The following is a 26210-nucleotide window of genomic DNA, read 5'->3' on the forward strand; positions in this document are numbered from 1 at the left end:
CTACAGGAGTGGAATGATATCAGCAATCCGGATGCGATTCAAATCGGCCAGGTACTAATTGTGAAAGCCCCGGCAGACGGTGGAGGCAGTGGAGCGAGCACCTATACCGTACAGGCCGGAGACAACCTAAGTTCTATCGCTGTGAAATTTGGAGTAACCGTAGCACAGCTACAGGAGTGGAATGATATCAGCAATCCGGATGCGATTCAAATCGGCCAGGTACTAATTGTGAAAGCCCCGGCAGACGGTGGAGGCAGTGGAGCGAGCACCTATACCGTACAGGCCGGAGACAACCTAAGTTCGATCGCTGTGAAATTTGGAGTAACCGTTGCCCAGTTACAAGAATGGAACAATATCAGCGATCCAGATGCGATTCAAATCGGGCAGGTATTACGGGTGAAAGCCCCGGCAGACGGGGGAGGCAGCGGTTCGAGTACTTATACCGTGCAGGCCGGAGACAACCTAAGTTCGATCGCCTTGAGATTTGGCGTGACAGTCGCGCAATTACAGGAATGGAACAACATCAGCGATCCAAATGCAATTCAAATCGGTCAAGTATTAATTGTGAAAGCCCCGACGGATGGGGGAGGCAGCGGATCGAGCACCTATACCGTGCAGGCCGGAGACAACCTAAGTTCCATCGCTGTGAAATTTGGAGTAACCGTTGCCCAGTTACAGGAATGGAACAACATCAGCGATCCAAATGCAATTCAAATCGGTCAAGTATTAATTGTGAAAGCCCCGACGGACGGGGGAGGCAGCGGTTCGAGCACCTATACTGTGCAGGCCGGAGACAACCTGAGTTCGATCGCCTTGAGATTTGGTGTGACAGTCGCGCAATTACAGGAATGGAACAACATCAGCGATCCAAATGCGATTCAGATCGGCCAAGTATTAATAGTCGGTTAAATCATAAAAAAGGAAAAAGTTTTTAATACAAGTAAAAGGCATCTCTTGCAGGTGCCTTTTTTCTATCTGTCCAGGGACTGATGTTTTTATTCAATATAACTTCACCAATTTAGTGCTAATAAAAATTCATGATGAATGAATCTCACAAATATTGACACCATTTAGGAGATGTGATATTTATTTGTTAGGCGTTAGCACTCTAATACGTCGAGTGCTAAAATAAATGAATCCATGCTAAAAATTGATCGAAAAGGGGCTGTAGAAATGGGAAAAAGAAAATTTAAGGCAGAATCCAAACGGTTGCTAGACTTAATGATTAACTCTATCTACTCGCAGCGGGAAGTGTTTTTGCGAGAGTTGATTTCCAATGCCAGCGATGCCATTGATAAAATTTACTACAAGGCGCTGACTGATGAAAATCTGTCCTTTAACCAAAGCGATTACTACATAAAAATCGAAGCGGATAAGGATGCCCGTACCTTGACGATCACCGATACAGGGATCGGCATGACCCAGGAAGAACTGGAGAAAAACTTGGGGACAATTGCGAAAAGCGGCTCGTTGAATTTCAAAAATGAAAATGAAGTGAAAGATGGCCATGATATCATCGGTCAATTCGGGGTAGGGTTTTACGCGGCATTCATGGTGGCAGATGTGGTGACCGTGACGAGTAAAGCGCTTGGCAGTGACGAAGCCTTCAAATGGGAATCAAAAGGGTCCGACGGCTATACCATTGAACCGGTGGCCAAAGAATCAACTGGCACGGTGATTACCTTGAAGCTGAAGGAGAACACAGAAGAGGAAAACTATGATGAATTCTTGGAAGAATACCGCTTAAAAGAAATCGTCAAAAAGTACTCTGATTTCATCCGCTACCCAATTAAAATGGATGTAACGAAGAGCAAAAAAGAAGATGACGGCAATGAGTATGTCGAGTATAAAGAAGAAGAAACCATCAACAGCATGGTGCCGATTTGGAAAAAGAATAAAAACGAGCTAAGTGATGAAGATTATGAGAATTTCTACCGGGAAAAGCGTTATGGATTCGACAAGCCGCTGAAGCACATCCATTTGAGTGTGGACGGTACAATCCGTTACAATGCGATGCTGTTCATTCCGGAAAATCGTCCGTTCGATTACTACACGCAAGAGTATCAAAAAGGGCTGGAGCTGTACTCAAACGGTGTGCTGATCATGGAAAAATGTGCCGACCTGATTCCGGATCATTTCAGCTTCGTCAAAGGGCTGGTGGATTCTGAAGATCTTTCCCTGAACATCTCCAGGGAAATGCTGCAGCATGACAGACAACTGAAGCTGATCGCTAAAAACATCAACAAAAAAATCAAATCCCAGCTTCTCACCCTGCAAAAAGACGACCGGGAGCAGTACGAGAAATTTTATAATGCCTTCGGCCGTCAGATTAAGTTTGGCGTTTATAACGAATTCGGCGCCAACAAAGATGTGCTGAAAGACCTGCTGTTGTTCTATTCTTCGAAAGAGAAGAAACTCGTTACATTGGCTGAATATGTATCGAGAATGCCGGAAGACCAAAAGTACATTTATTATGCAACCGGTGAATCAATCGACCGCATCGATAAGCTGCCGCAAACAGAGCTTGTGGCCGACAAGGGATACGAAATCCTTTACTTCACCGAAGAAATTGATGAATTCGCCATCCGCATGCTGGCAAGCTATGAAGAAAAAGAATTCAAGTCTGTTTCCAGCAATGATTTAGGATTAGAGGATGAGGAAGAAAAGACGCAAGACGATGAAAAAGAACACCAAGAACTGTTTGATTATATGAAAGAGCAGCTGAACGGGAAAATTAAACAAGTGCGGGTATCCAAGCGCTTGAAAACCCACCCGGTTTGTTTGACGGCAGACGGCGAGATTTCTATTGAAATGGAAAAAGTCATCAACGCCATGCCGGACAATCAGCATATTTCTGCGGACAAAGTGCTGGAAATCAATCCGACCCATGAGGTTTTCGAGATTCTGAAGGGTGCCTTCGACAACGATAAAGAGAAATTGAACTTGTACACCAATATTTTATATAACCAAGCCCTGTTAATCGAAGGATTGCCGGTCGATGATCCGGTTGAGTTCTCGAATAACATGTGCAAAGTGATGGTGACGGCTTAAATAATCGTGTGGTCAGAATGTGAATATGGGAAGATGCGAAACTGTGAGGTGGAATCCGTTTGGTCTCTGCTTCGCAGTTTTCGTAGTTTATTGGTAGAATGAAAGGAAACTATTGTGGAATTCGAAAAAGATAGTAAAAAGGGGGGAGTATACGATGGAAAAAAGGGAAACCAAAATCGCCAAATCACTTTTTAATTACCAACGGGCCAGAATTCTTCAAGTGGTAAAGGGGAAAGAAAAAACGGTGAAGCAAATTGCAGAAGCACTGAATGAGAAGCCATCCAGGCTATACTATCATATCAACCAGTTAGAAGAACTAGGGCTGTTAAAGATCACCAGCGAAAAACAGATAAATAATTTAACCCAAAAGTATTATACCGCCGCAAATACTGGTGCAATGTTAAACGAATACACGTTTACCGGAAAAGAAGCATCCAAAAATGCCGAATTCATCACTTCCCAGTTATACGCCTTCACAGAAGAGGCGATTACAAGAATTCAGACAGATCTTAGTATAGGGAATGAGACGGATATATCTTCGGAGGCAAGCATCATCAATGCCCATCTAACGAAAGAAGAGTGGAAAGAAGTCAACCAAAAAGTAAGAGAGATTGTTTCGAAGCGTGAAGACAAAAATGAGGACGGGAAAGGGTATGAAGCTACCTATATTTTCATGAGCTATCTAAATGAACCCGACAACCAATAACTATTCGGAAGCGAGGCGAGCATTACGCCTGCTTCGCTTCGAATAGCGTTTCCGCTTCAAATGAACTAGGAGATGGCATATTTCTCAATGTAGGAATGACTATCCAATAAAAAGAGACGAACATCGTTGCTGCGCTTCCTCCCATAAATATCATCCAGCTTCCTGTCACGGTAGCTGTCGCCCCGCCTATTAACGCCCCTAAGGGAGTGGCAAGTGCGGTTGCTCCTGCTACAAAAGAAAAAACTCTTCCAAGGTAATCAGACGGTACCACTTTTTGCAATGAAGAAAGAAACAAGACATTCGTCATTCCGATAGCAATATAACTGAAGCCATACAAGAAAACGGAAAGCAATGTAATATTCGTTATACCCGCAATCAACCAGCTAATTCCCGAAATAAAAAATCCCACAATTGTCACCCTGCCAAGAGAAATCTTATCAAAGAAACTGCTTATCAAGGAACCGACCAATAAACCTCCCGACATTGCACCTAAATACCATCCATACACATTGCTTCCTCCACGCTCGGCAGAATACTCAGGAAGGATCGCCGATACTGCCCCTATAATGAAATTGGCTAAAATCGCGGCCAGTAAAAATTTCGGAATGAAGGAGTTTTTTATAAAACGGTAACCATCCGTTAAATCGGTTTTGTAGCTTTTCCATTTGTCACTCAATGTTAGGTCGGAATCGTTTTCCGTTTCATTGAATTCTGTCTTTGGGACCTTAAGGTAAAAAAACAGCGTCATCGCCATTAAGAAAGTCGCCGAGTTTAATGTGTAAACCGATACAGCCCCCATGGCTGCGATGATAATTCCGGAAACTCCAAGCAAAATCACATCAAGTAATTGATAGGTAGCGGACATCACCGAGTTTGCTTTGGTTATATGTTCTTTATCGACAATGCTTGGCAATAAGGCTGCCTGGGTTGGATAGACAAATTGCTGAATGATCGAAACGACGGGATTAATGATCAATACAATCCACACGGAAAGAAAACCGAAAAAATAGGCCAAAGGAATGAACATTAGCAAAATAGCCTGAATCATCTGCGAATAAATAAGGATGGACTTATACTTGGCTTGATTAATGAGCGGGCCGATAAAAAATTGAAGGGCGATTGGAGCAGAAGTCAAAAAGCCTGCCAAGCCAGTGAAAAAACTATTGTGAGTAAGGTCGTAAATCAACCACATAGATGCCACAGCGTACAGACTGTCACCGATGTTCGTCAGAACCCTGCCAGAAATCAAAAACGTAAAATTTTTGTTTATCACCTTAACACCTCCATTAAAATTATTTTAACGTTAAATAAAATAAAACGCAATATTTTAATTATTATAATATTGACATAATTTTGAAAACAGGGTAAGTTATATGTAACAGAAAAATAATTAAACCGATAAAATAATTTTAATGAAAGGTGGTGAGTAATATGGCAGATAAACCAGTAACTGTTAATGTATTTTGCTAACCTTTGATTACTTATCATCCGGGGTTGTCCTGTTTTAGGACAACCTCATTGTTTAGGAGGGAAAAAATGTTTAACAGGGATTCCAAAAAAGTGAACAAAATGAAAGAATTACGCTTAAAGCCTTCAAGATTTAACGTGTTCAGTAATGGAGAAGACCATGTAAAACTGTTTAATAGTTATACAGGTGAAATCGTTAGATTTAATGGAGAGCATAAGGATTCTTTACTTAAAACTTTAAGAACGAAGGAAATTTCCTATAAAGAAAATAATCGGCTAGTAGATTTTTTGGTTGATAATAAATTCCTGGTAAATAGTGAAACGGATGAATTCAGAAAAGCCACTGCACAAAAAGTCGCTTCATTGAATAAGGATCGGACACTGAATTTAATCATCATGCCTAATGAAGACTGTAACTTCAGGTGTGTATATTGTTATGAAAGTTTCGAGAAACAAGAGATGAGTAACCATACTAAAAAAGGAATAATTAATTATTTGAAAGCCAATTTACAACGTTACGATACTTTGCTAATCTCGTGGTTTGGCGGCGAGCCATTGATATCTTTTAATGTTATACGCGAATTATCCAAAGAAATGATGAAATTATGTGAGGAATACAATGTAAGCTATCTGGCAGGTATCACTACAAATGGGTACAACTTGACTCCAGAGGTATTTAAAGAGTTGCTAAGTTATCAGGTGGTCGGATATCAAATAACATTAGACGGCACAAAAGAAACCCATGATCAATCGAGAATAGGCAAGCATGGAGAAGAAACGTATGAAACAATCATGGAAAACCTGATCAAAATGAAAGAAGTAGACAATGAAAATTTTCAGGTGATTCTACGATCGAACATAAGCCAGGAAACCTTTCCTGTCATGTATGATTTTATTGATAACATGAAGACTCACTTTGTAGAGGATCCGCGCTTCAGTCTGCATTTTGTTTCTGTGTTGAATTTGAAAGGTGAACAAAATGCAAATATCCACTTATGTAATACGAAAGAATTGTTCCCATTTTATAATTACGCTCAAAACCAAGGGTTTAATTTTGATTTCTATAAGCAAAACTTGCAGCCCGGCGGCTCGGAGTGTTATGCATCCAATCCCAACTCCTTCGTTATAGGATCAGATGGAATGATTTATAAATGTACCGTTGCTTTTGATAATCCATATAACCATGTCGGCGATTTAAAGGAAGATGGAGAAATGAATCTTTATCACGATCGTCTCTATTTATGGTTGTCAGGTGGAGAGAACGAGGATTCATCTTGTACAAGATGCTACTTTAGACCATCCTGTCGGGGGAATGCATGTCCATTGGAAAGAATTGAATCGAATCAGACGCCATGTCCACCAATTAAAACAAATATTAAGCGATATTTAGATATCGTGGAGGAGGATATGGTCTATGAAGGATAAAAAGAAAATCCTGTTCGGTGTGACGGGAGCTATTGGTTCTATCAATGCCCCTGCGTATATTCAGCAATTGATTACGGACTTTGAAGTGGATGTGGTTTTCACAAAATCAGCAGGTTTTTTTATAAACCCTGAGGGGATGAAGCCTATTGCGAATGGGGTTTATACCGAGGCTTTTGATTTAAGCGAAAAGAAAGTCCCACACGCTAATTTACCGAAAGAAGCTGATGCATTTGTCATTCTCCCCACTTCTGCAAATTTTTTATCTAAGCTGGCAAATGGCATTGCAGATGATTTACTATCTTTATGCGCACTAAACTATGAAAAGCCTATTTTCCTGGCGCCGAATATGAATAAGGTGATGTGGGAAAAGAAGAGTGTGCAACGTAATGTGGAATTATTGAAAAATGATGGGCACATATTCATTAATGAATCCTCAGAAGGATATGAGGCTTCTACCGGAAAAAGAATCATATCTGAAGCTGCTTTACCTGCTCCAAGAACTCTCCAATATTACTTATCCCAAGAAGTTTTTGTCTGAATGATTATTTTGAATGAGAAATGGATGGTTTTCTTCCGTAATGTTGTAACCTGGTTTTCTTATTAATGAAATCCAGGTTATTTTATGTCTTTAATCAATGAATATAATGAGCCTAACAATCTTTGGAGCGAGGAGCATACTTAGTATAGTATAAAAAACGGCTGTACTATAAATAGGATATAAAACCTCAGCATTGAAAATGTCCCGAAGGAAACGGGGGTGTCCCCTGCTTACGTATGTTAAAATGTGAGTAATATTGCCTCTTCAAGGTGACGGTTTTGCCACAGAAGGCGGGGATCCGGTTTCTTTTGTAGTGGCGAGAGGGACAGCTGCTTTTGAGTTTATCCATAATCAGCGCAAGGATGACGTGGTGGTATTCATTCATTATACATATTCGCACACTTCTGCTGGAGAAAAAACAGCTGAAGAAAACGCCTGAGTGACTATCGAATGGTTATCCGGATAAAGGAATCGGCCTCATACAACATCACATTTGATAGAGCGGGAAAAACCAACATGCCAGGGAAAAAATCATAATCAAGTAGTCGGAGCCAATGCATTGTTTGATGCCATAAAGTCGTTTGACGGGGAACGTGGGGCTTTTACCTAAGAGAATTTCCATGGCATACATTTTGAAACTGTAAACACTATAGAAACGGGGCATCAGCATGAGTACGTTGAAAAAACAAAAACGCAACAAACTATTCACTCTATTAAGAGGATTAGCAGTAATCGTGGGTGGATTTATCGCAGCATACGGATTGGAAGCGGTATTGATTCCAAACAATGTTTCGGACGGGGGAGTTACGGGGCTAAGCATCGTCGGTTCGCAGCTGTTCGGAATGCCGTTGGGAATTCTCATTGGCATTTTCAATATCCCTTTCATTTGGCTGGGATACAAACAAATCGGCAAAAGCTTTGCCATCTTTTCGATTATCGGGATTGTTTCTCTGGCTGTCGGCACCAGTCTCATGCATCACATCCCGGCGATCATCGAGGGAGACACGCTATTAATCACCGTAGTCGGCGGGATTATCCTCGGGTTTGGAATGGGGCTCGCACTGCGTAACGGCGGAGCTCTGGATGGCATTGATATGCTGGCGGTGCTTTTATCGCGGAAATTGCCGTTTGGGACCAGTGACTTTATCCTGTTCCTGAATTTATTTGTATTCATTTTCGTGTCGTTTGTATTTGGGCTGCAAGGTGCGATTTTGTCTGCGATTGCTTACTTTATCGCTTCGAAAGTGATCCATATCGTCGAAGAAGGATTGAGCGGGTCCAAGACCTTCAAGATTATTACGACAGAGCCGAAAACAATGGTCGAAACGATACGGGATCGTCTGGGAAGGAGTGCCACGTACAAGGAAGCATATGGCGGTTACTCCCATGAAAAATTCATGGAAATCACCTGTGTCATCAACCGGCTGGAGGAAAGCAAGCTAAAGGAAATCATCAATGAAATTGACGACACTGCCTTTGTCACGGTATATGACGTGGTGGAAGTGAAAGGCGGAAACTTCAGAAAAAGTGATATCCATTAAAGGAACAGGAATGAACTTGGGACAAATGCATCATGACCACAACAAAAACCAACCATTCTTATCCTTCTCTCATGATTCGTGTGCCACTCCGGCAAGGTACTTCGCTTCCGCGGGCACGGCTTCAGCTAACTTGGCAAAGAATACCGCTTCGCCAAGTGGATCTTCAGCTCGCGCTCTTCCCGCAGGAGTCTATGTACCTTGCCTCCGTTGAATGAAGGTGGTTTCTCTTCTGGCGTGCTTTCCGTTTTTTCTATTGCTGTTCCGGTAGAAAGCCAATCCCCATGGAAACAAGGAGTACTTTCCTAACTATGCTGTTTATCCGCAACTTCCGATTTCTGAAGAATCTTCTGCTGATTTTTCGTCTTCGTCACTGTTTAGAAACCTAACGCAGATAGAAGAATACAGCTCTGTTTATTTTATCTTGATATGTAGAAATCAGACTACGAAAACGTAGCGATACGAAGAACGCATCAAACAACAGGAAAAAAGAAGTTTACTGAACACACAAGTTAAAACCGAACGAATTTGATTGATACTTCCAATTCGCACGGTTTTTGCTTTGATGACCATGCTTTTGTCCCGGCCGCATTTTCCATTTATAAAGAATAATAAAAGAGCAAGGTGCCAGCGTTTAATTTGGCAGAAGAAAAATCGATGGAGATGAATCGAATGATAGACTTTAGCAACAAACCGACCATCACAGGGGAAAAGGTTATTTTGAGGCCATTCATGGTTGAAGCGGACTTTCCTTATCTCGTGGAGTGTTTAAAAGATCCAGAGGTATTGAAGCTGACAGGAAGTGATTCCGGTTTTGACCAGGAAGAGGTGCTGAAATGGTACCAGACCAGAAACGGTCAGACCGACCGGCTGGACCTGGCCATTGTCGATAAACAAGAAAATCATCTGGTTGGGGAAGTGGTGGTCAATTTATATGAAGAAGCCGATCACAGCATGAACTTTCGAATCCTGATCGGTCCAAGAGGAAGAAACCGAGGTCTTGGCACCGAAGCAACCCGGTTGACTGTCGATTATGTATTCGCCAATACCAATCTTAACCAACTGACGTTGAGTGTGTTCGCATTCAATCCGAGAGCAAAGAAGGTTTATGAAAAAACAGGATTTGTTTTGGACAGTATCGACAAGGATGATTTGCAATATGAAGGAGAGTGGATAGACGCGATCAATATGAAATTGACCAGAGAAGCTTGGCAGGGAACGAAATGAATAGAATAAGAAAATGGAGACCTTTCTATACCAAAAGGTCTTTTTTTCGTCTGTTTTCCCTCCTTTTAGTCAAAACGAACTATTAACATTTCCTGGTTGTCACTGAAATAATAAAAAGGTGCAACTTTTTTGAAGAGGAAAACGTTATTTGAATGAGAGGGGGAGAACATTGGATATCCAGGAGCTCTATGAACTTTATATTCACGATGTCTATCGATATCTTCTCTCCCTCTGCAAAGATAAAAACCTGGCGGAAGATCTTACGCAGGACACGTTCATGAAAGCATATGCGGCATTGGAAACCGGCCCGCCGAATCACTTGAAGGCCTGGTTGATGAAGATTGCCTATCACAACTTTGTGGATTTTGTGAGAAGAAACAAAAAAGTCACGTATGAAGAACCGGAATACTTTTCATACCTGTCCCAGGAGGATTCCACCGAATGGCAAGTGCAAAAAAAATTGGAAAAAGAAGAACTGCATAACAAATTGGCCCAATTAAAACCGATGCAGAAGCATGCCATCCTTTTATGCGATATACAAGGATATTCCTATAAGGAAGCGGCGGAAATGTTATCTGTAAAAGTAAATACATTGAAAACACATATTTTCCGAGGAAGAGGCCGGCTCAGACAGCTATATGCGAATAGGAGTGCTGAGGAATGACTGAAGAATGGAAAACCAAGTTAAAAAAATATTATCAGGGAAAGCTTTCGGACGAGGAAGCGAAAGAAGTGGAGGCAGATTTAGAGAAACTGGATGCGTACCAGTCGGTTATCGATGAGGAGCTGGACGCGGATGAGCACAGGGATGATGCTGCCCTCCCGGAAAATGATCTGCCAGATGGAAAAGCGGCAAAAATGGTCCGAAGCAGTATCCGACACGCCCGATTTTCCTTAATTGCCTATGTCGTCATGATCGTGTTGCTCATCTATCCTGTGATGACCATGGCCAGTTATCTTTATTATGGCTGGGGAAACAAAGCCAACAGGCTGATAGATGCAGCCATCGAAACCGTATATGTCACAGAGCCGAATGTCAGCCTCGAAGAAATGGAGATCGAAGAAGAGGTTGGGTTGTTTTCGCTTGATGTCAACATGGACCTCTTTAAACGGATCGGAGACAAGGATATAAAACTGGGGGATTGGGAGGTGGGCTATCAATTTGACCAGGCAGAGCCTCCTTCCAGAGATTATATTACCGAAACGCCGCCGGAAGACATTCCTTATTACGACACGAAGAAGCTTTATCATCCAGAAGCGAGCATAACCAATCATGATACGGATGCCTGGGACACGTTGGAGAAGCTTCCCGAAGGAACGGTTGCGGAAGCCTATCTCTCGTTAAACGACCTTCATCAGCCCGACAGTATGCGTGAGATTACGGAGGGCCTGGACATTGAATGGCGGTGGTATGCCATCGATACCGGGCTGGAAGCTTCCGGCAAAAGCAGTGAGGGCGGCTATCTGGCACCAATCGGCTATCCTGCCCAAACAGATCCGGATGCCTGGTCGCCCTATCACGATGGAAAACCGAATGCCGAACAATTCATGGACAGTCTTCGGTTTCTGGAGGATTATGAGCAGCAGGCCGTGGATATCGCCCATGCAAAATGGCTCGATCTGGATGAACGAATCGATTATTTAGAGGGTCACGGAATCAAAGCGTATGGCGGTGTCGTTACAGGTCCGAGCAAGGAAATCCTTAAACTGCAAGACAACGAATCGGTTCGTGCCATCTATCTTGGGGAGGTGCGATTATGGAACTAGGCAGCATCTTTAAACGGAAAAAAGCTCGGAAAGTAGCGGAAACGAGATTGGGTGTGGCTTCTTTTATTTTGGCTTTGTTCACACTTGCCTATTTTAATGTTTTTTTGATGACGAAAAGCAGCTTGGGGGCCTTTTCCAATATGTTTCTTCAAATCATTCCGGCAATAGGTCTCCTGCTGGCATTTCTCAGTTTTTTTCGCGTCCATCACAAAAAAACTTTCACCTGGTGGGCGCTGTTTGTATATGTGTTTATAGGGATAAGCTTGGTCACTATCCTTTTTGTGGAATTCATCATTTACCCGAAACCGTAACAGAAGCACATCGGAAAACATAAGAACAACCATACATCAAGGGGCAAGGAGGATTTTTTATGAAAAAACGCTGGATGATCATCATTGTCAGTATCGTGCTGCTGCTCGGCATCATGGCAGGATTGTCCTGGTATGTTTCGAAGGACGAAAACAAAGAGGACGAAGCGGCAAAACAGCCTCCTTTGAAACAAGCATACAGTGTCACCGGGGAAGGGCAGACAGCATATGTGACTTATGATGAAGAGGGAAACAATGAAATCCATCTATCTAATCCCGAATCAAATCAGAAATCGACCGTTCTATCTGTTGACGAACCGGTTGCATCGATCGATTTCAGTGCCGACGGGGAAACTTTATATTATGCGACCAATGATATTATTTCCAGCCGAACACTGTTAAGCCATATTTACAGTTATCATTTGGAAACAAAGAAAGAAACCGAATTACTCCAAAGCAGTTCGATTGTCATGGAAGTGAAAGCCGGTTCAACGGATGACAGCCTGCTGTATTATCGGGCAAATGCTTTCGAAGATATGGGAGGAATCACCGGAAAAGTCAGCAGTGACTTTCAGGCATACCGGCTTGATTTGAGCGATTTGTCGGAAGAACAGCTTACCAGCCTGGATGACAAGGAAATCAAGGGTCTTGCATATACGAAGGAAGAGGACGGTGCATTAGTTTCAGTGGGTAATACGATTATCAAAATCCCTTTTGAAAACCCTGAAAATACCGAAACGATTTTAACAGAAACGGAACAGGTCTATGATCTGGCCGTTAATCGTCAGGACGGTGGCATCATTTATTCCATGCCGGGAAAGGATGGACCGGGGACCTACAAATATGAACTGTACTACCGGGATTCCGAGGGAGAAAAAACGCAAATCACAGAGAACGAAAGCCATACAGGAAATCCGGCTTTGTTACCTAATGGTGATTTGTATTATATGATTGATGCGAATTTTGGTAAGGGCGAGCCAAGCTATGTTCTGTATAAGCAAAGTCCCTGGAAGGAAGGGGAGCCGGAAGTAGTGGACCTGCCTGACGATAAGCTAAATCAAGACGACGAATCCTAAAAAACGCCCCGTGTCCTGCAATGGACACGGGGCGTTTATTTTGCCGGCTGGATAAAGCTTTTTAGTTACAGAAACCGTATTTCACTTTTTGTTCAAAGGCAAAAATAAGTCGCGACCCGCCGGCCTCGTCGGTGCCTTCTGCACAACTAATCAATTGGTAGTCGCAGTAACAGGAGCCGTACCCTCGGGAGCTGTAACACGAATCGTGTACCTTGCAGCACGCATCAAGCGGATTGACAGGATCCAGCCAGGATTTTGTACATCCGGCGCCGCAATAATTGTATGTTACCAGCTCATTCCAAGGCAGTCCGTTATAGCGAAATTGACAACACTCCGTTCCAGCTGTCGGGTAAATATCGAAACATGGAACACCCCAGAATTCGTCTGGATCGGAAGAGAGCGTAGTAAACGAACCAGCGTCCTGCTCCTGTTCCAATAGGAACGTTTCTGCCACAAATTCGATTTGCGCCGTTTTAGCATCCACGAAATGCTCCCTGGCAAATGCACCATTTTCGAAAATGAGCTTTCGCTTGATAATGTTGTTGTCTTCGATATTTACAACGGACACCAGGGCTTCACTATCTTCCCGGCCGGTTTCCAGATTGTGATAATGCGTCAATTCCACACCGAGGTTGTTCCCTTGTTTGAGGAATACGGCAGTAGTCTTCAGATCTGCTTCGTCAACGGATACCGGCTGCTCTTGCTCTTCCTTGGTGGTGATGAAAATTTCCACTGCGGATGTCTCTTCCAGGGAGTTTTCCTGTACAGGGACAAACTTATTGATCTCGTTGATGAGTTCTTGATTCAACAGCGCTTCTCTTACCAATTTGGGTGAAACTTTTCGTCCTTTGAATAACAATCCAAACACTCCTTTGATGATTTTTTTATACGGATAAAACGTTTGTTCCTCTGGAGGTATTAACTGGGCCTCCTTGTCATTTCCCTCCTTTTTTTCGGTGTTAGTAGGTAAAGAAAGGGAGAGGAATGATTTATCAACCTGCCGGAGACTATTTTTTAATAGAAAAAGGCTTCTCCATCCGAGAGAAACCTTTTCATGATAATCCCGCTATAACAATGTGCATACCTTTACAACAAACCTTCCAGCTTCTTTTTGTTGAATCCCAAGATGTGATGGTCAATCCCGTTTCTACGGATCACCGTAAACGGGGTGCCTCTCACGTCATATTGAATGAATTCATCAAACGCCTGTTCATCGTTTTTAATATCCTTTTCTGTAAAATCGATTTCTTTCTCCTGCAGCCAGCTGACCAGCCGGTCGCAAAATCCACATCCCTGATTGGTGTACACGACAATTTCCTGCTTAGCGGCCATGAACTCCCTCCTTTCTATCATTTAAAGAGGAAGCGATGAAGCAGAAATCAACTTGTTTTTGCATTTTTTTGAATCAAGGCAGAAATTTCATCCCATACTGTTGACTGGCATATTCGCTGATGGAGTTCACCTGGTCAGCGGACTTTAGAGCCAAGTCCTGAAAGAATGCGCGTTCCTCCTCTGAACATGACTCATCGATGCACTGAGCATAATACAATTGACAGCATCTTGCTTCGAAGAAACAGTGACACAATTTTTCGCACATCTCCACTGAATATCATCCTTTCTTGGAAAGCGTTTGGCGACAGGAGCTGGGAAAGAAACTTCCCTATATGATTAAAGAGAGGGCAAGGAGGATTTTGTAAACCTGTGATGGAAAAAAGGGAAGGGAAATGGAGGAAAATTGCTTGCCATGAAAAAAAGCGCCTGGGATCATCCCAAGCGCTCTAACTCTTATAATCGATTAATCCTTATCAGTCGGAACAGCACAGCTGTCATCCGTGCAAACCGCCCCGTTCCCGCCATCAGGGGACAAATCCTGGAGATTTGGCTTTGGATTTTCTTCTTCCCAAATCTTTTCAAGCGCCCCTTTAAACGTTTCTAAAGGCTGGGCACCGGAAATGGAATATTTATTACTCACCACAAAGAAAGGGACACCCGTCGCTCCGATTTGCTGAGCGGTTCTCTCTTCAGTCCGCACTTCATCCGCAAATGCAGCTTCATCGTTCAATACTTCCAATGCTTTACTTCGGTCCATCCCTGTGGCTTCTGCAATGTCAGCCAGGGTCTCGGGATCTCCGACATTCTTCGAGTCGGTAAAGTAAGCGTGCAGCAGGTTTTCGGTAAGCTCTTTTTCTTTGCCGAGTGTCCGGGCAAACTTCGCCAGACGATGCGCATCGAAAGTGTTCGTCGGTTTCATGTCATCGTAATTGTAGGTCAAGCCTATTTCAGCAGCCTGTTCAATGAGCCCTTTGTTCATTTCGCGCACCTGCGCTTCACTGGACTGGAATTTAGCAGCCAATGCTTCGTAAATGCTTTGATTGGTATATTTAGGCGCAGTGGGATCGAGTTCGAAGCTCTTGTATTCCACCTCTACCTCGTCTTTATGCGGAAACTGTTCAAGCGCCATCTCTAAACGCCGCTTGCCAATATAACAAAACGGACAGACAAAGTCGGACCATACTTCTATTTTCAAAAGAAACACCTCTGTTCGGTTAGTTTAACGTCATTGTAGCACAGGGACTGTAAAAAACTTGATCATCCTGCTCACGGTCCGCTCATTCTGAAATTTATTGCGAAAAAACGGAGTAGGCGGAATAAATTTTGGAAAAGCTAACAGGTAGAAAATACAGAGGGGGTCAACAAATGCCTATACAAAATGATTATGAAATCCAGCAGCTGCTTGAAGTGTCTCAGAGACTGGAACAGGCCGCCAACCAGGCGAAAAACAGAGCCGACTTGGAAGCGATTGAACAACTGCAAAATCAACTGCGGGAAGTACAAGGGAAAATCCAAGATGCGCGGGGAAGAGCAATCAATGGAAGCGGAACATCAAGCGAGCCATTGTTTGAAGCCCAGCTAAGGGTAGAAGAGACGCAACATCAGATGGAGAGGGCGTTGAGTAATTTGAGTGCGGTGGAGGATGAGGTGCAGCCTTAGAAAGGGAGCCAATTACTTTAAAGGAGTAATTGGCTTTTTTTATAATATTATATATTACATAAGCAAATATTGTATAATCATGGTAAAGTATGAAGAAAAAGCTAGGAGTATGTACTTATGGATGGAAATACTAAGCTAGTAGTAAATTCAGAAAGAGGCAATCTATTAAAAGAACTAATAGGCTCAATCGAAACTTGTGAGAGTTTTTATTTTAGCGTTGCTTTTGTGAACTATAGTGGTTTGCAGTTGTTGTTGGATCCGTTAAAAGAAGCGGAAAAAAGAGGAATAAAGGGTAAAATCCTTACCTCTACATATCTTAATTTTACAGACGCCAAAGCATTGGAAAAAGTTAAAACTTTTAATAATATTGATTTAAAGGTTTTTGTAACTGAAAAAGAGGTTGGATTTCACACAAAAGCATACATATTTGAATATAAAAATAGTTATAAGGTAATCATAGGTTCGTCCAATATTACTCAAAGTGCGCTTAAAAGTAATATTGAATGGAATGTAGAGATCATTTCTAAACGTGAAACTAGTTTCGTTCATGGTGTATTAAAAGAGTTTAATAGTTTGTGGGATAGAAGTGAAAATGCAGATGCCTCGTTTATTAAAAACTATGAAGAGTTTATTCGGAGTTTAGCGAATGTACCTAAAATAAGTCATATGATTTATGAGAAGCCAGAGTATATAACACCCAATCGCATGCAAAAGCGAGCTATGGATAATCTAGAACGACTTCGTTCTTATGGAGAAAATAAGGCACTTGTTATTGCGGCTACAGGGACAGGAAAAACTTATATGTCAGCGTTTGATGTTAAAAGTTTTAAACCAAAGCGTTTATTGTTTGTCGTTCATCGAGAAGAGATCTTAAAGAAAGCAAAGGAAACATTTGAGAAACTATTGCCAAATGAGGGATTATCTTTTGGCTTATTTACGGGAAACTATAAGCAACAAGACAGTGATTACGTGTTTGCAACGATTCAAACAATATCACGTTGTTATCAAGAATTTGACCGACAAGCGTTTGATTATTTAATTATTGACGAAGCCCATCATGCTACTGCTGACACGTATCAAGGAGTGCTAAATTATTTCACTCCTAAATTCACTTTAGGAATGACAGCAACACCAGAACGGAGTGATAACCGTAATATTTTTGAGTTGTTTAGTAACAATGTAGCACTTGAAGTACGACTACATGAAGCATTAGAGGATGAATTAGTAATTCCTTTTCATTATTTTGGAATTACCGATATTGAAGAAGTGGATCTTAGTGGTGTTTCTCTTGATAATATTGATGAAATCACCAAGCGTCTTAAGGTAAATGAGCGAACTGATTTTATCATAGAAAAGCTAAATTTTTACGGGAACGACGGAGAAAAGAGAAAATGTCTTGGTTTTTGTGCTAGTAAAAACCATGCAGATTATATGGCGAATGAATTTAATAAAAGAGGATATAGTAGTGTAAGCTTAAATGGAGAAGATACCATTTCTAAAAGAGAGGAATATATTAAGAGGCTAGAGAATCCAGAGGACGAATTAGAATTTATCTTTACAGTAGACATATTTAATGAAGGTGTCGATATCCCTTCTGTTAACTTGGTTTTAATGCTTAGACCCACAGATTCTCCGATCATATTTATTCAACAACTAGGAAGAGGTTTACGCAAATTCGAGGGTAAAGAATTTTTAACGGTTTTAGATTTTATTGGTAACCATAGCAAGACTTTTTTAATTGCAGTGGCTCTTAATGGTAGTAGATATTATGACAAAGAAAGCCTTAAAGTAGCAATTTCGACTGGTTTTGCTAATATACCTGGAGCTACCCATATTCAGATGGATCAAATATCTCAAGAGCGCATACTCGCTCAAATTGATAAAGAAAACTTTCACTCTATGAAATACTTAAAAGAAGAATATTTTGAGTTTAAAAAACAAAATCAGGGTCACATCCCCTATTACTTATTGGATTATTTGAAGTATGATGGGGCCCCAGATCCAGTAAAGTTTATAGCAAAAGAAAAAACTTATCTCCGGTTTATTGCTAAAGTCGAAAAAGATAGCAAACTAAAGACACTGTTATTGAATGAAGACTTTGAGGATACTTTAAAGGAATTGTCAAGTATGCTTCCTTTAAAACGCGTCTATGAGTTTATCATTATTAAATATCTGCTTCATCACGAAGAGATCACAATTGATATAGCAAAACAAGAGATATTGAAAATAGTAAAGCTAGTAGATGAAGATAGTATTCGTCATGCATTTGAATATTTAAATCAGAATTATTATGACAGCGTCCAAAGGAAAAGTAAGCCAAAATTAGTACTTGCTAAGGATGAAAAACTTCAGAAAACTACTTTGTTTAATGAATTGTTATTTAATGAAGAATATAAAGAATATATACAAGATGTGATTGAGTACGGAATTTTTCGTTATGAACGTGAATATAAAGATAGCTACTATGGCATTCCTCATTTCAAATTGTATGAGCAGTATCAAATGATGGATGCAGCCTTACTTTCTAATTATCGGAAAACGCATAGTGCTTTTCGTGGTTCTGGACTGTTGGTAAGTGAAAATGATTTCTTCTTATTCATTGATCTCCACAAAGAGGAAGGTATTAAGGATAGTATAAAATACAAAGATATGTTCTTGGATCAAAAGTATTTTCAATGGGAATCACCAAACAATACAACTCCTACCTCAGTTAGAGGGAAGAACATTATTCATAATAAACAAAGAGGGATACATCTTCACTTATTCGTGAGGAAATATAAGGAGATTGAAAAAAACAAAACTGAGCCTTATATCTATATTGGGAAAGGAAACGTAGTAGATTATGAAGGTGAAAAGCCAATAAAAACAGTGATTGAATTAGAACATGAAGTGCCCACAACTTTATATACTGAGTTTACAGAGAAAGTATAGTCACTTTTATAGGACTATACTTTCTCTTTTATTAATTGCTCAACTGCTGGAATATCGGCAGGAGCCCACTTTAAGGAAGCTAGATTTTCTCTCTTTAACCAAATAAGCTTTGAGTGTTCACTAGGAGTTAATCCTCCTTCAGTAATAGAAGACTTTATGGTGATTAGATGGATGGTGAATTTTTCATATTCATGGATGTTTTCGTTAAATACTTCAGTTGCCTTAATTTTCCCATCCATTTCTTCATCAATTTCTCTTTCAAGAGCAGAGTAAATATCTTCGCCTTCTTCCACTTTACCGCCTGGGAACTCCCACATGTTTGGGATAGACATGGATGGAGAGCGTAAGGCACAAAGTATTTCATTCTTTTCATTTTCAATAATTGCAGCAACTACTTTTACTGTTTTTTTCATTCGATCCCTCCTAGAAACAATTCTACCATAGGTTGATCAGTCTTATTTAAATAGAAAACATGAAAATATGCATAATAAATAGTAATGAGCATTAAAACGGAAAACTCAAGAATTTTCTTCATACAAATGATATTACTTGACGAATAGAGTAGTGTAATTTGGGAATTATCTCGGTTATGAATCATAAAGTATAAAGGCAGGATAGGAAAAACAACCTTAACTGAAAATATTGCTGCCTGAAAGATATTTGAACTAATAAGACATCGAAGGTTGTTCAATGACAGAGGATTAATCTTTATGGTTTGATATACATAGTGCCTCTCTCTTTTAACTCCCCTCATTCCGTGGAATAATAAACTTGTATAAACTATGTAAAAAGGCGGGATGACATGAAATCCGTAAAACTAAAAGGCGAAACGATACCTCCAATAGCCTTGGGTACCTGGTCCTGGGGAAATGGAGTAAATGGCGGAGACACTGTGTTTGGAAATAATCTTTCAGGCGAAGATTTGAAACCTGTTTTTGATGCGGCCATGGATGCTGGTTTTAATCTATGGGACACCGCGGCAGTGTATGGAATGGGTGCTTCGGAAACCATTTTAGGAAACTTTATCAAGGAACGTGAAGATGTGTTGGTATCCACCAAATTCACCCCTGGTGCCCATGAAGCAATGGAAGACACCCTGAATGACAGCTTCGAACGACTGGGTGTGGACCATGCGGATATTTACTGGATTCACAATCCAAACGATGTCGAAAAGTGGACAGCGGAGCTGATCCCCCTAATGAAAAACGGTAAGATTAAGCACGCAGGTGTCTCCAATCATAACTTGGAAGAAGTGAAGAAAGCTGCTTCGATTTTGGAACAGGAAGGACTGGAGCTTTCCGCTGTGCAAAATCATTACAGCTTGCTTTACCGTGCTTCAGAAGACGCGGGGATTATCGACTGGTGCAACCAGCATGATGTGTTGTTCTTTTCCTACATGGTACTTGAACAGGGGGCGTTGACAGGCAAGTACACTGCTCAGAACCCTTTTAAAGCAGATACGAGAAGAGGAAAAGCGTTCAGTCCCGATGTACTGAAAAAGTTAACCCCCCTATTAGAGAAAATGAAGAGCACGTCTGAGAAGCATCAGGTTGATACAGCGCAAATTGCCATGGCGTGGGCAATCGCGAAAGGCACGGTGCCGATCATCGGTGTAACAAAGTCCAGCCATGTCGATGGAGCCATTGCTGCAGCAGATGTAGAACTGTCCGATCAGGAAGTGAAGAGTTTGGAAACAGCGGCTAAAGAAACCGGTGTGGAAGTCAAAGCCGAGTGGGAACAGGAAATGTAAGATAACGATTCTAGGATGAGGACCTTTCACAGCGTTTGTGGAAGGTCCTTTTTTCATCGCGTGTTACCGTCAACCCGAGCATACCCGGGGCAAGCTGTTATCCGTCATAAAAGGAAGAGGGGCATTCCGTCGTTTCAAGGATACCATCATTGACTTAGACATCAGGAATGAATGGTTTGAATTCCGGGATCAAGCCTACAGGGAAATCGCAAAAGAGTTCTGCGAAAAACACGATATTGAATACATAGACTGAGCTTCCAAACCTTGAACAACCGAAATGGGTACTTCCTGACAGCTGGATGAAGCTTTTAGCGATTTTCTGAAACCAATACTTCTGCAGGGTGGTAAGTGACATCCTCCTCTCCCATACACCGGGTAAGAGTAGCTTTGTTTAAATCTGGGTAAAGATAAAAGTGGAAAGTTAAAAACCAATGCTCCCTTGATTTAAGCAAAAGCAGAAGGAGGTAATCGAAATGGGAAATCATGCATCAGAAAACCAGGAAACGCTCAAAAAGATAAAAGACTTGATCAAAGACGAAAAGATTGCAATGCTGACCACGGTTTCACCGGATGGCAAATTGATGTCCCGGCCGATGCAGACGCAGGAAGTCCAGTTTGATGAAGAAGAAATATGGTTCCTTACCGAAAAAGATACGGACAAGTACCGCGACATCAGCCAAAACGCCGAAGTCAACCTGGCATACGCAGATGGTTCCTATGTGTCCATCAGCGGTACTGCTGAATTTGTCCAGGACGAGGACAAGAAAAAAGACTTTTGGAATCCAATCGTCGGAAAAGTGCTGAACACCTCCGCCGAGGATCCAAACGTCGTGTTGGTCAAAGTAACCCCGACTATCGCGGAATATTGGGAATCTGGCAAGAGTATGAAGACGGTAAAAGAATTTGTGAAAAAGATGACCAACAAAGATTCCATGGAAGAAGACAATGATTTGAAAGAAACCGTACACTTTGATGAAAATACGCGATAGAGAATAAAAGCCATGGGTTTTCCCCATGGCTTTTTCTAATGGATTTACAGGTCGCTCATTTGGATAGTTGTATAACGGCTAAATATTTACGTAAGCATGAAAAAAGCTTTCTGATTATTTTGCGATGATATACAACTAAATTCGGCAGTTTACTTATAAAAATGGCAAAAAATAAAGGTATAGATTACCCAATGATAGAAAGTAACAATTAAATACTTGAAAAGGAGTTGTACCTGCATGTTTGAGAGGATAGACACTGTTTGTTTAACAGTTAGCAATGTGGAAAAATCAAGTATGTGGTATCAAAAGTTAGGGTTTAAAGTAGCATATAAAGGTGAAGGGTATCAAGTGTTCACGATTGGAAATAGTGGAATTCCTTTGACTATCGAAGAAGGCAATGTAGCTTCCCAAAATTCAACTTATCCTATTTTTTTCACTAATCATATTAAGAATACATATGGAAATTTAAAAGAAAAAGGTGTAGAAGTAACTGAATTAAAAAATGATGGTGACAATACCTTTTTTGATTTTTATGATTTAGATGAAAATAAATTGCAGGTTTGCTTTTGGGAGTAAATGATGAGCAAAAATAAAAAAATTACAGGGAATACTTATCTAGGGGTGGGAATTGGTGTAGGATTACCTTTAGGAGCAGTGCTAGGGTTACTAATATTTGATGAGCTAGCAATCGGAGCGGGTATGGGTTTGATTTTCGGAATAACAGTTGGAACAGCAATTGATTCAAATAAGATTAAAAAAGAATAAATAATACTTATTCGTAAGCGGGGGAGTCAGCTGAAGAGAAGAGATTGAATATAGGACTACATCTTGGACATATCTTAAGTGTGATTCTTTTATCATCGACTGTTCTATTTATCTAACCTAAATATGAAAGTTAAATAAGCTTGTTTTTCCGCTTGGTAAAATCATTGCCAAATTGATTGTTACTTTTAATGTTATTCATGGTGGCAGTGTAAATCTTCTGGGGATAAGAAGGTGTTACCTGTGACAGACTTCGATGGAAATTCACGATTGAATGAAAGGGACTGGTGATTAATATGAAAAGACTAAAGTATCTAGCCTTTGCGTTAGGTGTCATTTTTCTGTCCGTATATCTTTACCAGCATTTCATTTATTATATGATTCCGTTCAATCCTATAGACGAGTATGCAACGGAAACCCCAGTTGACTTTCATCTTACGCAAAATCTCTCTGACGGTGAAGAAGTCAATGCCAAAAGCCACGATCCGAAAACTTGTGATCTAATTTTGGAGTATCTCGGCAATTTAAAGTTAAAACCGTTAAAGGATAAGGATGCACGAAACGCGCTTGCTAAGAAAGAAAATGAGGGCTATATAACAGGAATGCTAAAGTTAGATCAATCAAGAGAAATATTTATTTCAGACTTATTTATAGATGACCCTGATGTCCTTCATATTAGTTCTTCAATAGCCGGGTTCAAGGGAGAAGGATATTATAAAATTGTTGATTCCACATTTGATTATGACTATATCATGGAATTGATTGGTAATGAGGAGGAATAAAACAGGAAATAACGAGCTTGATGTGCTCCTTAATCAGATACCTTTTTTCCATTTCAGAAATAGAAAAGCCCCGTCTTGTAGACGGACTATAGTGGTTAAAACCGTCTACAAGCGGGACTCGGTAATACTTCAGATCGGTTGGCTTCTTTTTACATTATTAAAGTAATATCCAACCGCCATCTGTATGAACCGCCGTGACCATTCCGTTTCCTTGAACAATTCTAAACCCTTCATCAACAAATTCGAGGAACGGTAAATCAACCCTGATAAGGTCATATTGTGGATTGTCATCGAAGAAATATTCGAGTTGTTGTAAATAATCTTCGCCATTTCGGCAAACTTCAATAACTAGAGCACGGTCATTTCCTATGTTACCCATAGCCGAAATTACGCCAGCTGCCAAGGTGACAGGAGTGGGCAACATAAAGGCAAACGACAGTACGGTTGCAAATGCGTTTAGACCACTGACAAGTTTTCCCTCATCGACATAAGTGAAGCCTTGCATTCTGATTTCATATTGCGCCCTTTTAATCTTGTACAAATTATCACGGGACAGCGTGAGATTTCTAATATATTCTGTTCTGCGACCCATAACAACATCCCCTTTTTTCGCTTATTATTGTAAGAGAAACTTCGTTGGCCAACTTAAATCGTCTTACAATATATAAAGGGGATTTACTACTTAAAAATCAACCAATCCTTTAAAAAATTTATTAGTATCCTTTCCATGAAGTACAAGGAAATCCTCCGGGAAATCTGTCACATTTCCCGAGGTTAGATGCTTCCATTAGGGTTTGGAGCATGAGAGTAACCACGGGTGCATATATATACGTCTAGAGCGTTACTGTGTGTTTGGAAGCAGATACAATAAGACATTTTCAACGGTTCTTTGTCAGACTGTCCTGATTTTCTTAGGCAGTATGAACTAACTGCGATTTCTATCTTTTTATTTCCTGACTACAGGAATCCACATTTCTCCGAAAACGAAGCCGTTTCTTTCGCCCATTTCAACCGTGGTATTGGGTCCCCCGACATAGGCAAATTCTGTTGCTTCCGGCAATACTTGCCCAAACGCAACCCCGGAAACCTTGTTGTTCAGTTCGTCAGCCGTCTTTGCTTCTCCTTTGACAACCAGGTACTCTCCTTTAGGAAATTCGATGACTCTGGCATCTTCAGGAACAGATGCCGATTCCTTTGCTATGACGCCGGCATAATGCATCATTTTGTTGTTCACTGCTTCGTTTACGGCAAAAATGTAATCATTTGCAGCAATGCCTTTTAGTGTGTCCAGCCTTCCATCCTGGCTGGCGGCCTGCCAAAAATCCGCCTTTTCTTTGCTCAATCCAGCAAAGTCTCTATAATCGCTCTTCAGCTCCGTTCCTAATCCTATTACCGTAAAGCTGTCTTTTTCTTCTAAAGTATAATCTGCCATATTCAAAACCTTCCTTTACTTAAGTTTTCAAGTGAATTGTCTGCATCACTTGTTACGTATATAATAACGTTAAATAGTATCAAAAACTGACACCTTTTGGAGGGCACAATGAAAAAAGTTGAACGGATAAATCTCATTATGCGGTATATCAATAACCGTGCCCACTTTACCATCTCTGAAATCATGCAGGAATTCACCATTTCCCGCTCGACTGCCATTAGAGATATCAGAGAAATTGAAGCCATGGGAATGCCGCTTGTCTCCGAAGTTGGAAGGGATGGTGGTTATTTTGTTATGCACAATTTAGTCCTGCCCGAGGTCCGTTTTTCCGATGACGAAGTCAAGGCTCTTTTCATTGCCTTTATGGCCACACGAAATCAGCAACTTCCTTATCTGAAAAGCCGTCAGTCTATCGCCGAAAAATTACTCGGTCTCATCTCGGAAAGCCAGCAAGACGATCTTATTTTTTTGAATCAAATCCTGCTTTTTGAAGGGACTAATCCACACAACCCTGATTTGCTTGATCTTTCGGACCTTCCACATCCCATAGTAGAAACACTCTTCCAAACGCTGCTTTTGGATCGGTATATATTCCTCATCTTTCAAGAAGACAACGTCACCAAGTATTCCCCGGTTTATCTACTGCACCTTTATCATGAAAAAAGTCAGTGGCTGATTGAAGGATATGATTTAAAGGAAGGGGCGAAGCGGATTTTCCACGTCGACCATATTATCGATATCCAACCTTGTCCGATAGAAAGTAGGACAAGTAAACAAAAGATTGCAGAAAAATTACGGGAGCAGACAGAAGCGATTAACCTTGTCTTGGAACTCGGTCCCAAAGCAATTGCACAGTTCAAAAAATATCATCCACTACATGTTTCCCTTTCCTATACAGATCCTTACCAAACAACCGCCGTACTAAAAACATTTATCGCCGTTGAAAAGCCAGAAGAAGTTGCCGAATTAACAAACTGGCTGCTTTTCCTGGGGGAAGATTTCATAGTCCGGGAAATGCCGGGTGAAATGTTGGAATCCTTGCAAGAAAGATTAAGGCTATATTGCCCATAACATCGGTTGGCTAAAACCAACTGGACCTGCGAAAGGCGGGAGCAGGGTGATAACGAGAAGAGTACAGAACATGAGTTGGGATTTACTTTAAGATATCCCACAAAGCTGGAGAAAAGAAAACTGCCCAAGCCAAGCCGGTTAATAGGCTATTTTTATTTGCTGGTGTTGTCAGTATGATAATTTTAGAGATAATTGGAAGTCTGTGGAACAGGTAAGAGATCATGCAAAGTTATTATTGGCAAAAGATGATCAAGTCGATAAAAGAAGGTCATAAATCCTCTAAGAAGAGCAAATTCCCTGTAAAGAGGATCAACTCTACGCCAAAGAGAATCAACTTACATAAAAAGATGATCAATTCGCCACCAAAGATGAGCAAAGTAATACCATCCTAATGAAAGA

Annotated in this window: 28 protein-coding genes; 21 read left to right on the plus strand and 7 right to left on the minus strand. The window is 41.0% G+C overall.

The annotated features are described in order from the left end of the window. The 3 genes from F6X55_RS19600 to F6X55_RS19610 all read left to right on the plus strand — a co-directional run. Positions 1 to 909: LysM peptidoglycan-binding domain-containing protein (locus tag F6X55_RS19600; protein ID WP_153465451.1), on the plus strand; the 909-nt coding region annotated here is incomplete at its 5' end. Positions 910 to 1173: 264 nt separating this feature from the next. Next, on the plus strand, positions 1174 to 3051 hold the full coding sequence (gene htpG / locus F6X55_RS19605; protein WP_153465453.1) for a molecular chaperone HtpG: 1878 nt from the start codon (positions 1174 to 1176) through the stop codon (positions 3049 to 3051). 154 nt (positions 3052 to 3205) lie between these two features. Continuing rightward, positions 3206 to 3757: a winged helix-turn-helix domain-containing protein gene (locus F6X55_RS19610; RefSeq protein WP_026569446.1), complete on the plus strand. Its 552-nt coding sequence runs from the start codon at positions 3206 to 3208 to the stop codon at positions 3755 to 3757. A gap of 22 nt (positions 3758 to 3779) precedes the next feature. On the opposite strand, the gene F6X55_RS19615 is transcribed toward F6X55_RS19610, so the two are convergent. After that, on the minus strand, positions 3780 to 5030 hold the full coding sequence (locus F6X55_RS19615) for an MFS transporter (RefSeq protein ID WP_153465455.1): 1251 nt from the start codon (positions 5028 to 5030) through the stop codon (positions 3780 to 3782). Between the two features lie 263 nt (positions 5031 to 5293). Here F6X55_RS19615 and F6X55_RS19620 point away from each other — a divergent pair, with 263 nt between their 5' ends. From F6X55_RS19620 to F6X55_RS19660, 9 genes are all read left to right on the plus strand, one after another. After that, positions 5294 to 6649: a radical SAM/SPASM domain-containing protein gene (locus F6X55_RS19620; protein ID WP_153465457.1), complete on the plus strand. Its 1356-nt coding sequence runs from the start codon at positions 5294 to 5296 to the stop codon at positions 6647 to 6649. Then, positions 6639 to 7187 (plus strand): flavoprotein, encoded by a 549-nt coding sequence (locus tag F6X55_RS19625; RefSeq protein ID WP_035426551.1) that lies wholly within the window; start codon positions 6639 to 6641, stop codon positions 7185 to 7187. Before F6X55_RS19620 ends, F6X55_RS19625 begins: the two co-directional genes overlap by 11 nt. A 256-nt stretch (positions 7188 to 7443) precedes the next feature. Further along, positions 7444 to 7626 (plus strand): hypothetical protein, encoded by a 183-nt coding sequence (locus F6X55_RS19630; protein WP_153465459.1) that lies wholly within the window; start codon positions 7444 to 7446, stop codon positions 7624 to 7626. Positions 7627 to 7855: 229 nt separating this feature from the next. After that, a complete protein-coding gene (locus F6X55_RS19635) occupies positions 7856 to 8728 on the plus strand; it encodes a YitT family protein (protein ID WP_026772471.1) in 873 nt (290 codons plus the stop codon). A 654-nt stretch (positions 8729 to 9382) separates the two neighbouring features. After that, positions 9383 to 9952, plus strand: a complete 570-nt coding sequence (locus tag F6X55_RS19640; protein WP_237648724.1) for a GNAT family N-acetyltransferase — start codon at positions 9383 to 9385, stop codon at positions 9950 to 9952. Positions 9953 to 10121: 169 nt separating this feature from the next. After that, positions 10122 to 10616: a sigma-70 family RNA polymerase sigma factor gene (locus tag F6X55_RS19645; protein ID WP_026569451.1), complete on the plus strand. Its 495-nt coding sequence runs from the start codon at positions 10122 to 10124 to the stop codon at positions 10614 to 10616. Next, positions 10613 to 11719, plus strand: a complete 1107-nt coding sequence (locus F6X55_RS19650) for an anti-sigma factor (protein WP_153465461.1) — start codon at positions 10613 to 10615, stop codon at positions 11717 to 11719. The genes F6X55_RS19645 and F6X55_RS19650 overlap by 4 nt, the downstream gene beginning before the upstream one ends. Next, positions 11710 to 12030, plus strand: coding sequence for a hypothetical protein (locus tag F6X55_RS19655; protein WP_026569453.1), 321 nt, complete (start codon positions 11710 to 11712; stop codon positions 12028 to 12030). Before F6X55_RS19650 ends, F6X55_RS19655 begins: the two co-directional genes overlap by 10 nt. 59 nt (positions 12031 to 12089) lie before the next feature. Beyond that, complete coding sequence (locus tag F6X55_RS19660; protein ID WP_153465463.1) at positions 12090 to 13103, plus strand: flagellar basal body-associated FliL family protein; 1014 nt, start codon at positions 12090 to 12092, stop codon at positions 13101 to 13103. Positions 13104 to 13164: 61 nt separating this feature from the next. On the opposite strand, the gene F6X55_RS19665 is transcribed toward F6X55_RS19660, so the two are convergent. From F6X55_RS19665 to F6X55_RS19675, 3 genes are all read right to left on the minus strand, one after another. After that, positions 13165 to 13962 (minus strand): phospholipase A2 family protein, encoded by a 798-nt coding sequence (locus F6X55_RS19665; RefSeq protein WP_153465465.1) that lies wholly within the window; start codon positions 13960 to 13962, stop codon positions 13165 to 13167. Positions 13963 to 14189: 227 nt separating this feature from the next. Next, a complete protein-coding gene (locus F6X55_RS19670; protein ID WP_161993119.1) occupies positions 14190 to 14435 on the minus strand; it encodes a glutaredoxin family protein in 246 nt (81 codons plus the stop codon). Positions 14436 to 14898: 463 nt separating this feature from the next. Continuing rightward, a complete protein-coding gene (locus tag F6X55_RS19675) occupies positions 14899 to 15630 on the minus strand; it encodes a DsbA family oxidoreductase (protein ID WP_153465469.1) in 732 nt (243 codons plus the stop codon). Positions 15631 to 15800: 170 nt separating this feature from the next. On the opposite strand from F6X55_RS19675, the gene F6X55_RS19680 reads away from it, so the two are divergent. Continuing rightward, positions 15801 to 16094 carry a hypothetical protein gene (locus tag F6X55_RS19680; protein WP_153465471.1) on the plus strand — a complete coding sequence of 98 codons (294 nt, stop codon included), beginning with the start codon at positions 15801 to 15803 and terminating at the stop codon, positions 16092 to 16094. A gap of 117 nt (positions 16095 to 16211) precedes the next feature. Then, entirely contained in the window at positions 16212 to 19025 is a 2814-nt protein-coding gene (locus F6X55_RS19685; RefSeq protein ID WP_153465473.1) for a DEAD/DEAH box helicase, read from the plus strand. Between the two features lie 14 nt (positions 19026 to 19039). Here the strand turns inward: F6X55_RS19685 and F6X55_RS19690 are convergent, their stop codons facing one another. Beyond that, a complete protein-coding gene (locus tag F6X55_RS19690; RefSeq protein WP_026569458.1) occupies positions 19040 to 19438 on the minus strand; it encodes a (deoxy)nucleoside triphosphate pyrophosphohydrolase in 399 nt (132 codons plus the stop codon). A gap of 389 nt (positions 19439 to 19827) precedes the next feature. Between F6X55_RS19690 and F6X55_RS19695 the strand changes: the two genes are divergently transcribed. The 6 genes from F6X55_RS19695 to F6X55_RS19720 all read left to right on the plus strand — a co-directional run bounded on the left by F6X55_RS19695 (position 19828) and on the right by F6X55_RS19720 (position 23308). Further along, entirely contained in the window at positions 19828 to 20775 is a 948-nt protein-coding gene (locus F6X55_RS19695) for an aldo/keto reductase (protein ID WP_153465475.1), read from the plus strand. Positions 20776 to 20812: 37 nt separating this feature from the next. Continuing rightward, positions 20813 to 21028 carry a UPF0158 family protein gene (locus F6X55_RS20450; protein WP_153465478.1) on the plus strand — a complete coding sequence of 72 codons (216 nt, stop codon included), beginning with the start codon at positions 20813 to 20815 and terminating at the stop codon, positions 21026 to 21028. 220 nt (positions 21029 to 21248) lie between these two features. After that, positions 21249 to 21764: a pyridoxamine 5'-phosphate oxidase family protein gene (locus F6X55_RS19705; RefSeq protein WP_153465480.1), complete on the plus strand. Its 516-nt coding sequence runs from the start codon at positions 21249 to 21251 to the stop codon at positions 21762 to 21764. A 237-nt stretch (positions 21765 to 22001) separates the two neighbouring features. Continuing rightward, the gene (locus F6X55_RS19710) at positions 22002 to 22340 is read left to right on the plus strand and encodes a VOC family protein (protein WP_153465482.1); all 339 of its coding nucleotides are present in this window, start codon (positions 22002 to 22004) and stop codon (positions 22338 to 22340) included. 3 nt (positions 22341 to 22343) lie between these two features. Then, complete coding sequence (locus F6X55_RS19715) at positions 22344 to 22529, plus strand: glycine zipper domain-containing protein (RefSeq protein WP_026772459.1); 186 nt, start codon at positions 22344 to 22346, stop codon at positions 22527 to 22529. Between the two features lie 293 nt (positions 22530 to 22822). Further along, complete coding sequence (locus tag F6X55_RS19720; protein WP_153465485.1) at positions 22823 to 23308, plus strand: hypothetical protein; 486 nt, start codon at positions 22823 to 22825, stop codon at positions 23306 to 23308. Positions 23309 to 23465: 157 nt separating this feature from the next. Here F6X55_RS19720 and F6X55_RS19725 read toward each other — a convergent pair whose 3' ends face one another. Both F6X55_RS19725 and F6X55_RS19730 read right to left on the minus strand, forming a co-directional pair. Continuing rightward, positions 23466 to 23900, minus strand: coding sequence for a hypothetical protein (locus tag F6X55_RS19725; protein WP_074600494.1), 435 nt, complete (start codon positions 23898 to 23900; stop codon positions 23466 to 23468). Between the two features lie 354 nt (positions 23901 to 24254). Further along, positions 24255 to 24740 (minus strand): GyrI-like domain-containing protein, encoded by a 486-nt coding sequence (locus F6X55_RS19730; protein ID WP_153465488.1) that lies wholly within the window; start codon positions 24738 to 24740, stop codon positions 24255 to 24257. Between the two features lie 108 nt (positions 24741 to 24848). Here F6X55_RS19730 and F6X55_RS19735 point away from each other — a divergent pair, with 108 nt between their 5' ends. Next, positions 24849 to 25811 carry a helix-turn-helix transcriptional regulator gene (locus F6X55_RS19735; protein ID WP_153465490.1) on the plus strand — a complete coding sequence of 321 codons (963 nt, stop codon included), beginning with the start codon at positions 24849 to 24851 and terminating at the stop codon, positions 25809 to 25811. Positions 25812 to 26210: the final 399 nt, after the last annotated feature.

The sequence above is a fragment of the Sediminibacillus terrae genome, from assembly GCF_009602435.1.
Taxonomy (GTDB): domain Bacteria; phylum Bacillota; class Bacilli; order Bacillales; family Amphibacillaceae; genus Sediminibacillus; species Sediminibacillus terrae.

Excerpts from the sequence above, each read along its gene's own strand:
- htpG (WP_153465453.1), top strand. The coding sequence starts at position 1,174 with ATGGGAAAAAGAAAATTTAAGGCAGAATCCAAACGGTTGCTAGACTTA.
- F6X55_RS19610 (WP_026569446.1), top strand. The coding sequence starts at position 3,206 with ATGGAAAAAAGGGAAACCAAAATCGCCAAATCACTTTTTAATTACCAA.
- F6X55_RS19620 (WP_153465457.1), top strand. The coding sequence starts at position 5,294 with ATGTTTAACAGGGATTCCAAAAAAGTGAACAAAATGAAAGAATTACGC.
- F6X55_RS19625 (WP_035426551.1), top strand. The coding sequence starts at position 6,639 with ATGAAGGATAAAAAGAAAATCCTGTTCGGTGTGACGGGAGCTATTGGT.
- F6X55_RS19635 (WP_026772471.1), top strand. The coding sequence starts at position 7,856 with ATGAGTACGTTGAAAAAACAAAAACGCAACAAACTATTCACTCTATTA.
- F6X55_RS19640 (WP_237648724.1), top strand. The coding sequence starts at position 9,383 with ATGGAGATGAATCGAATGATAGACTTTAGCAACAAACCGACCATCACA.
- F6X55_RS19650 (WP_153465461.1), top strand. The coding sequence starts at position 10,613 with ATGACTGAAGAATGGAAAACCAAGTTAAAAAAATATTATCAGGGAAAG.
- F6X55_RS19655 (WP_026569453.1), top strand. The coding sequence starts at position 11,710 with ATGGAACTAGGCAGCATCTTTAAACGGAAAAAAGCTCGGAAAGTAGCG.
- F6X55_RS19660 (WP_153465463.1), top strand. The coding sequence starts at position 12,090 with ATGAAAAAACGCTGGATGATCATCATTGTCAGTATCGTGCTGCTGCTC.
- F6X55_RS19670 (WP_161993119.1), bottom strand. The coding sequence starts at position 14,435 with ATGGCCGCTAAGCAGGAAATTGTCGTGTACACCAATCAGGGATGTGGA.
- F6X55_RS19680 (WP_153465471.1), top strand. The coding sequence starts at position 15,801 with ATGCCTATACAAAATGATTATGAAATCCAGCAGCTGCTTGAAGTGTCT.
- F6X55_RS19685 (WP_153465473.1), top strand. The coding sequence starts at position 16,212 with ATGGATGGAAATACTAAGCTAGTAGTAAATTCAGAAAGAGGCAATCTA.
- F6X55_RS19690 (WP_026569458.1), bottom strand. The coding sequence starts at position 19,438 with ATGAAAAAAACAGTAAAAGTAGTTGCTGCAATTATTGAAAATGAAAAG.
- F6X55_RS19695 (WP_153465475.1), top strand. The coding sequence starts at position 19,828 with ATGAAATCCGTAAAACTAAAAGGCGAAACGATACCTCCAATAGCCTTG.
- F6X55_RS19705 (WP_153465480.1), top strand. The coding sequence starts at position 21,249 with ATGGGAAATCATGCATCAGAAAACCAGGAAACGCTCAAAAAGATAAAA.
- F6X55_RS19710 (WP_153465482.1), top strand. The coding sequence starts at position 22,002 with ATGTTTGAGAGGATAGACACTGTTTGTTTAACAGTTAGCAATGTGGAA.
- F6X55_RS19715 (WP_026772459.1), top strand. The coding sequence starts at position 22,344 with ATGAGCAAAAATAAAAAAATTACAGGGAATACTTATCTAGGGGTGGGA.
- F6X55_RS19720 (WP_153465485.1), top strand. The coding sequence starts at position 22,823 with ATGAAAAGACTAAAGTATCTAGCCTTTGCGTTAGGTGTCATTTTTCTG.
- F6X55_RS19725 (WP_074600494.1), bottom strand. The coding sequence starts at position 23,900 with ATGGGTCGCAGAACAGAATATATTAGAAATCTCACGCTGTCCCGTGAT.
- F6X55_RS19730 (WP_153465488.1), bottom strand. The coding sequence starts at position 24,740 with ATGGCAGATTATACTTTAGAAGAAAAAGACAGCTTTACGGTAATAGGA.
- F6X55_RS19735 (WP_153465490.1), top strand. The coding sequence starts at position 24,849 with ATGAAAAAAGTTGAACGGATAAATCTCATTATGCGGTATATCAATAAC.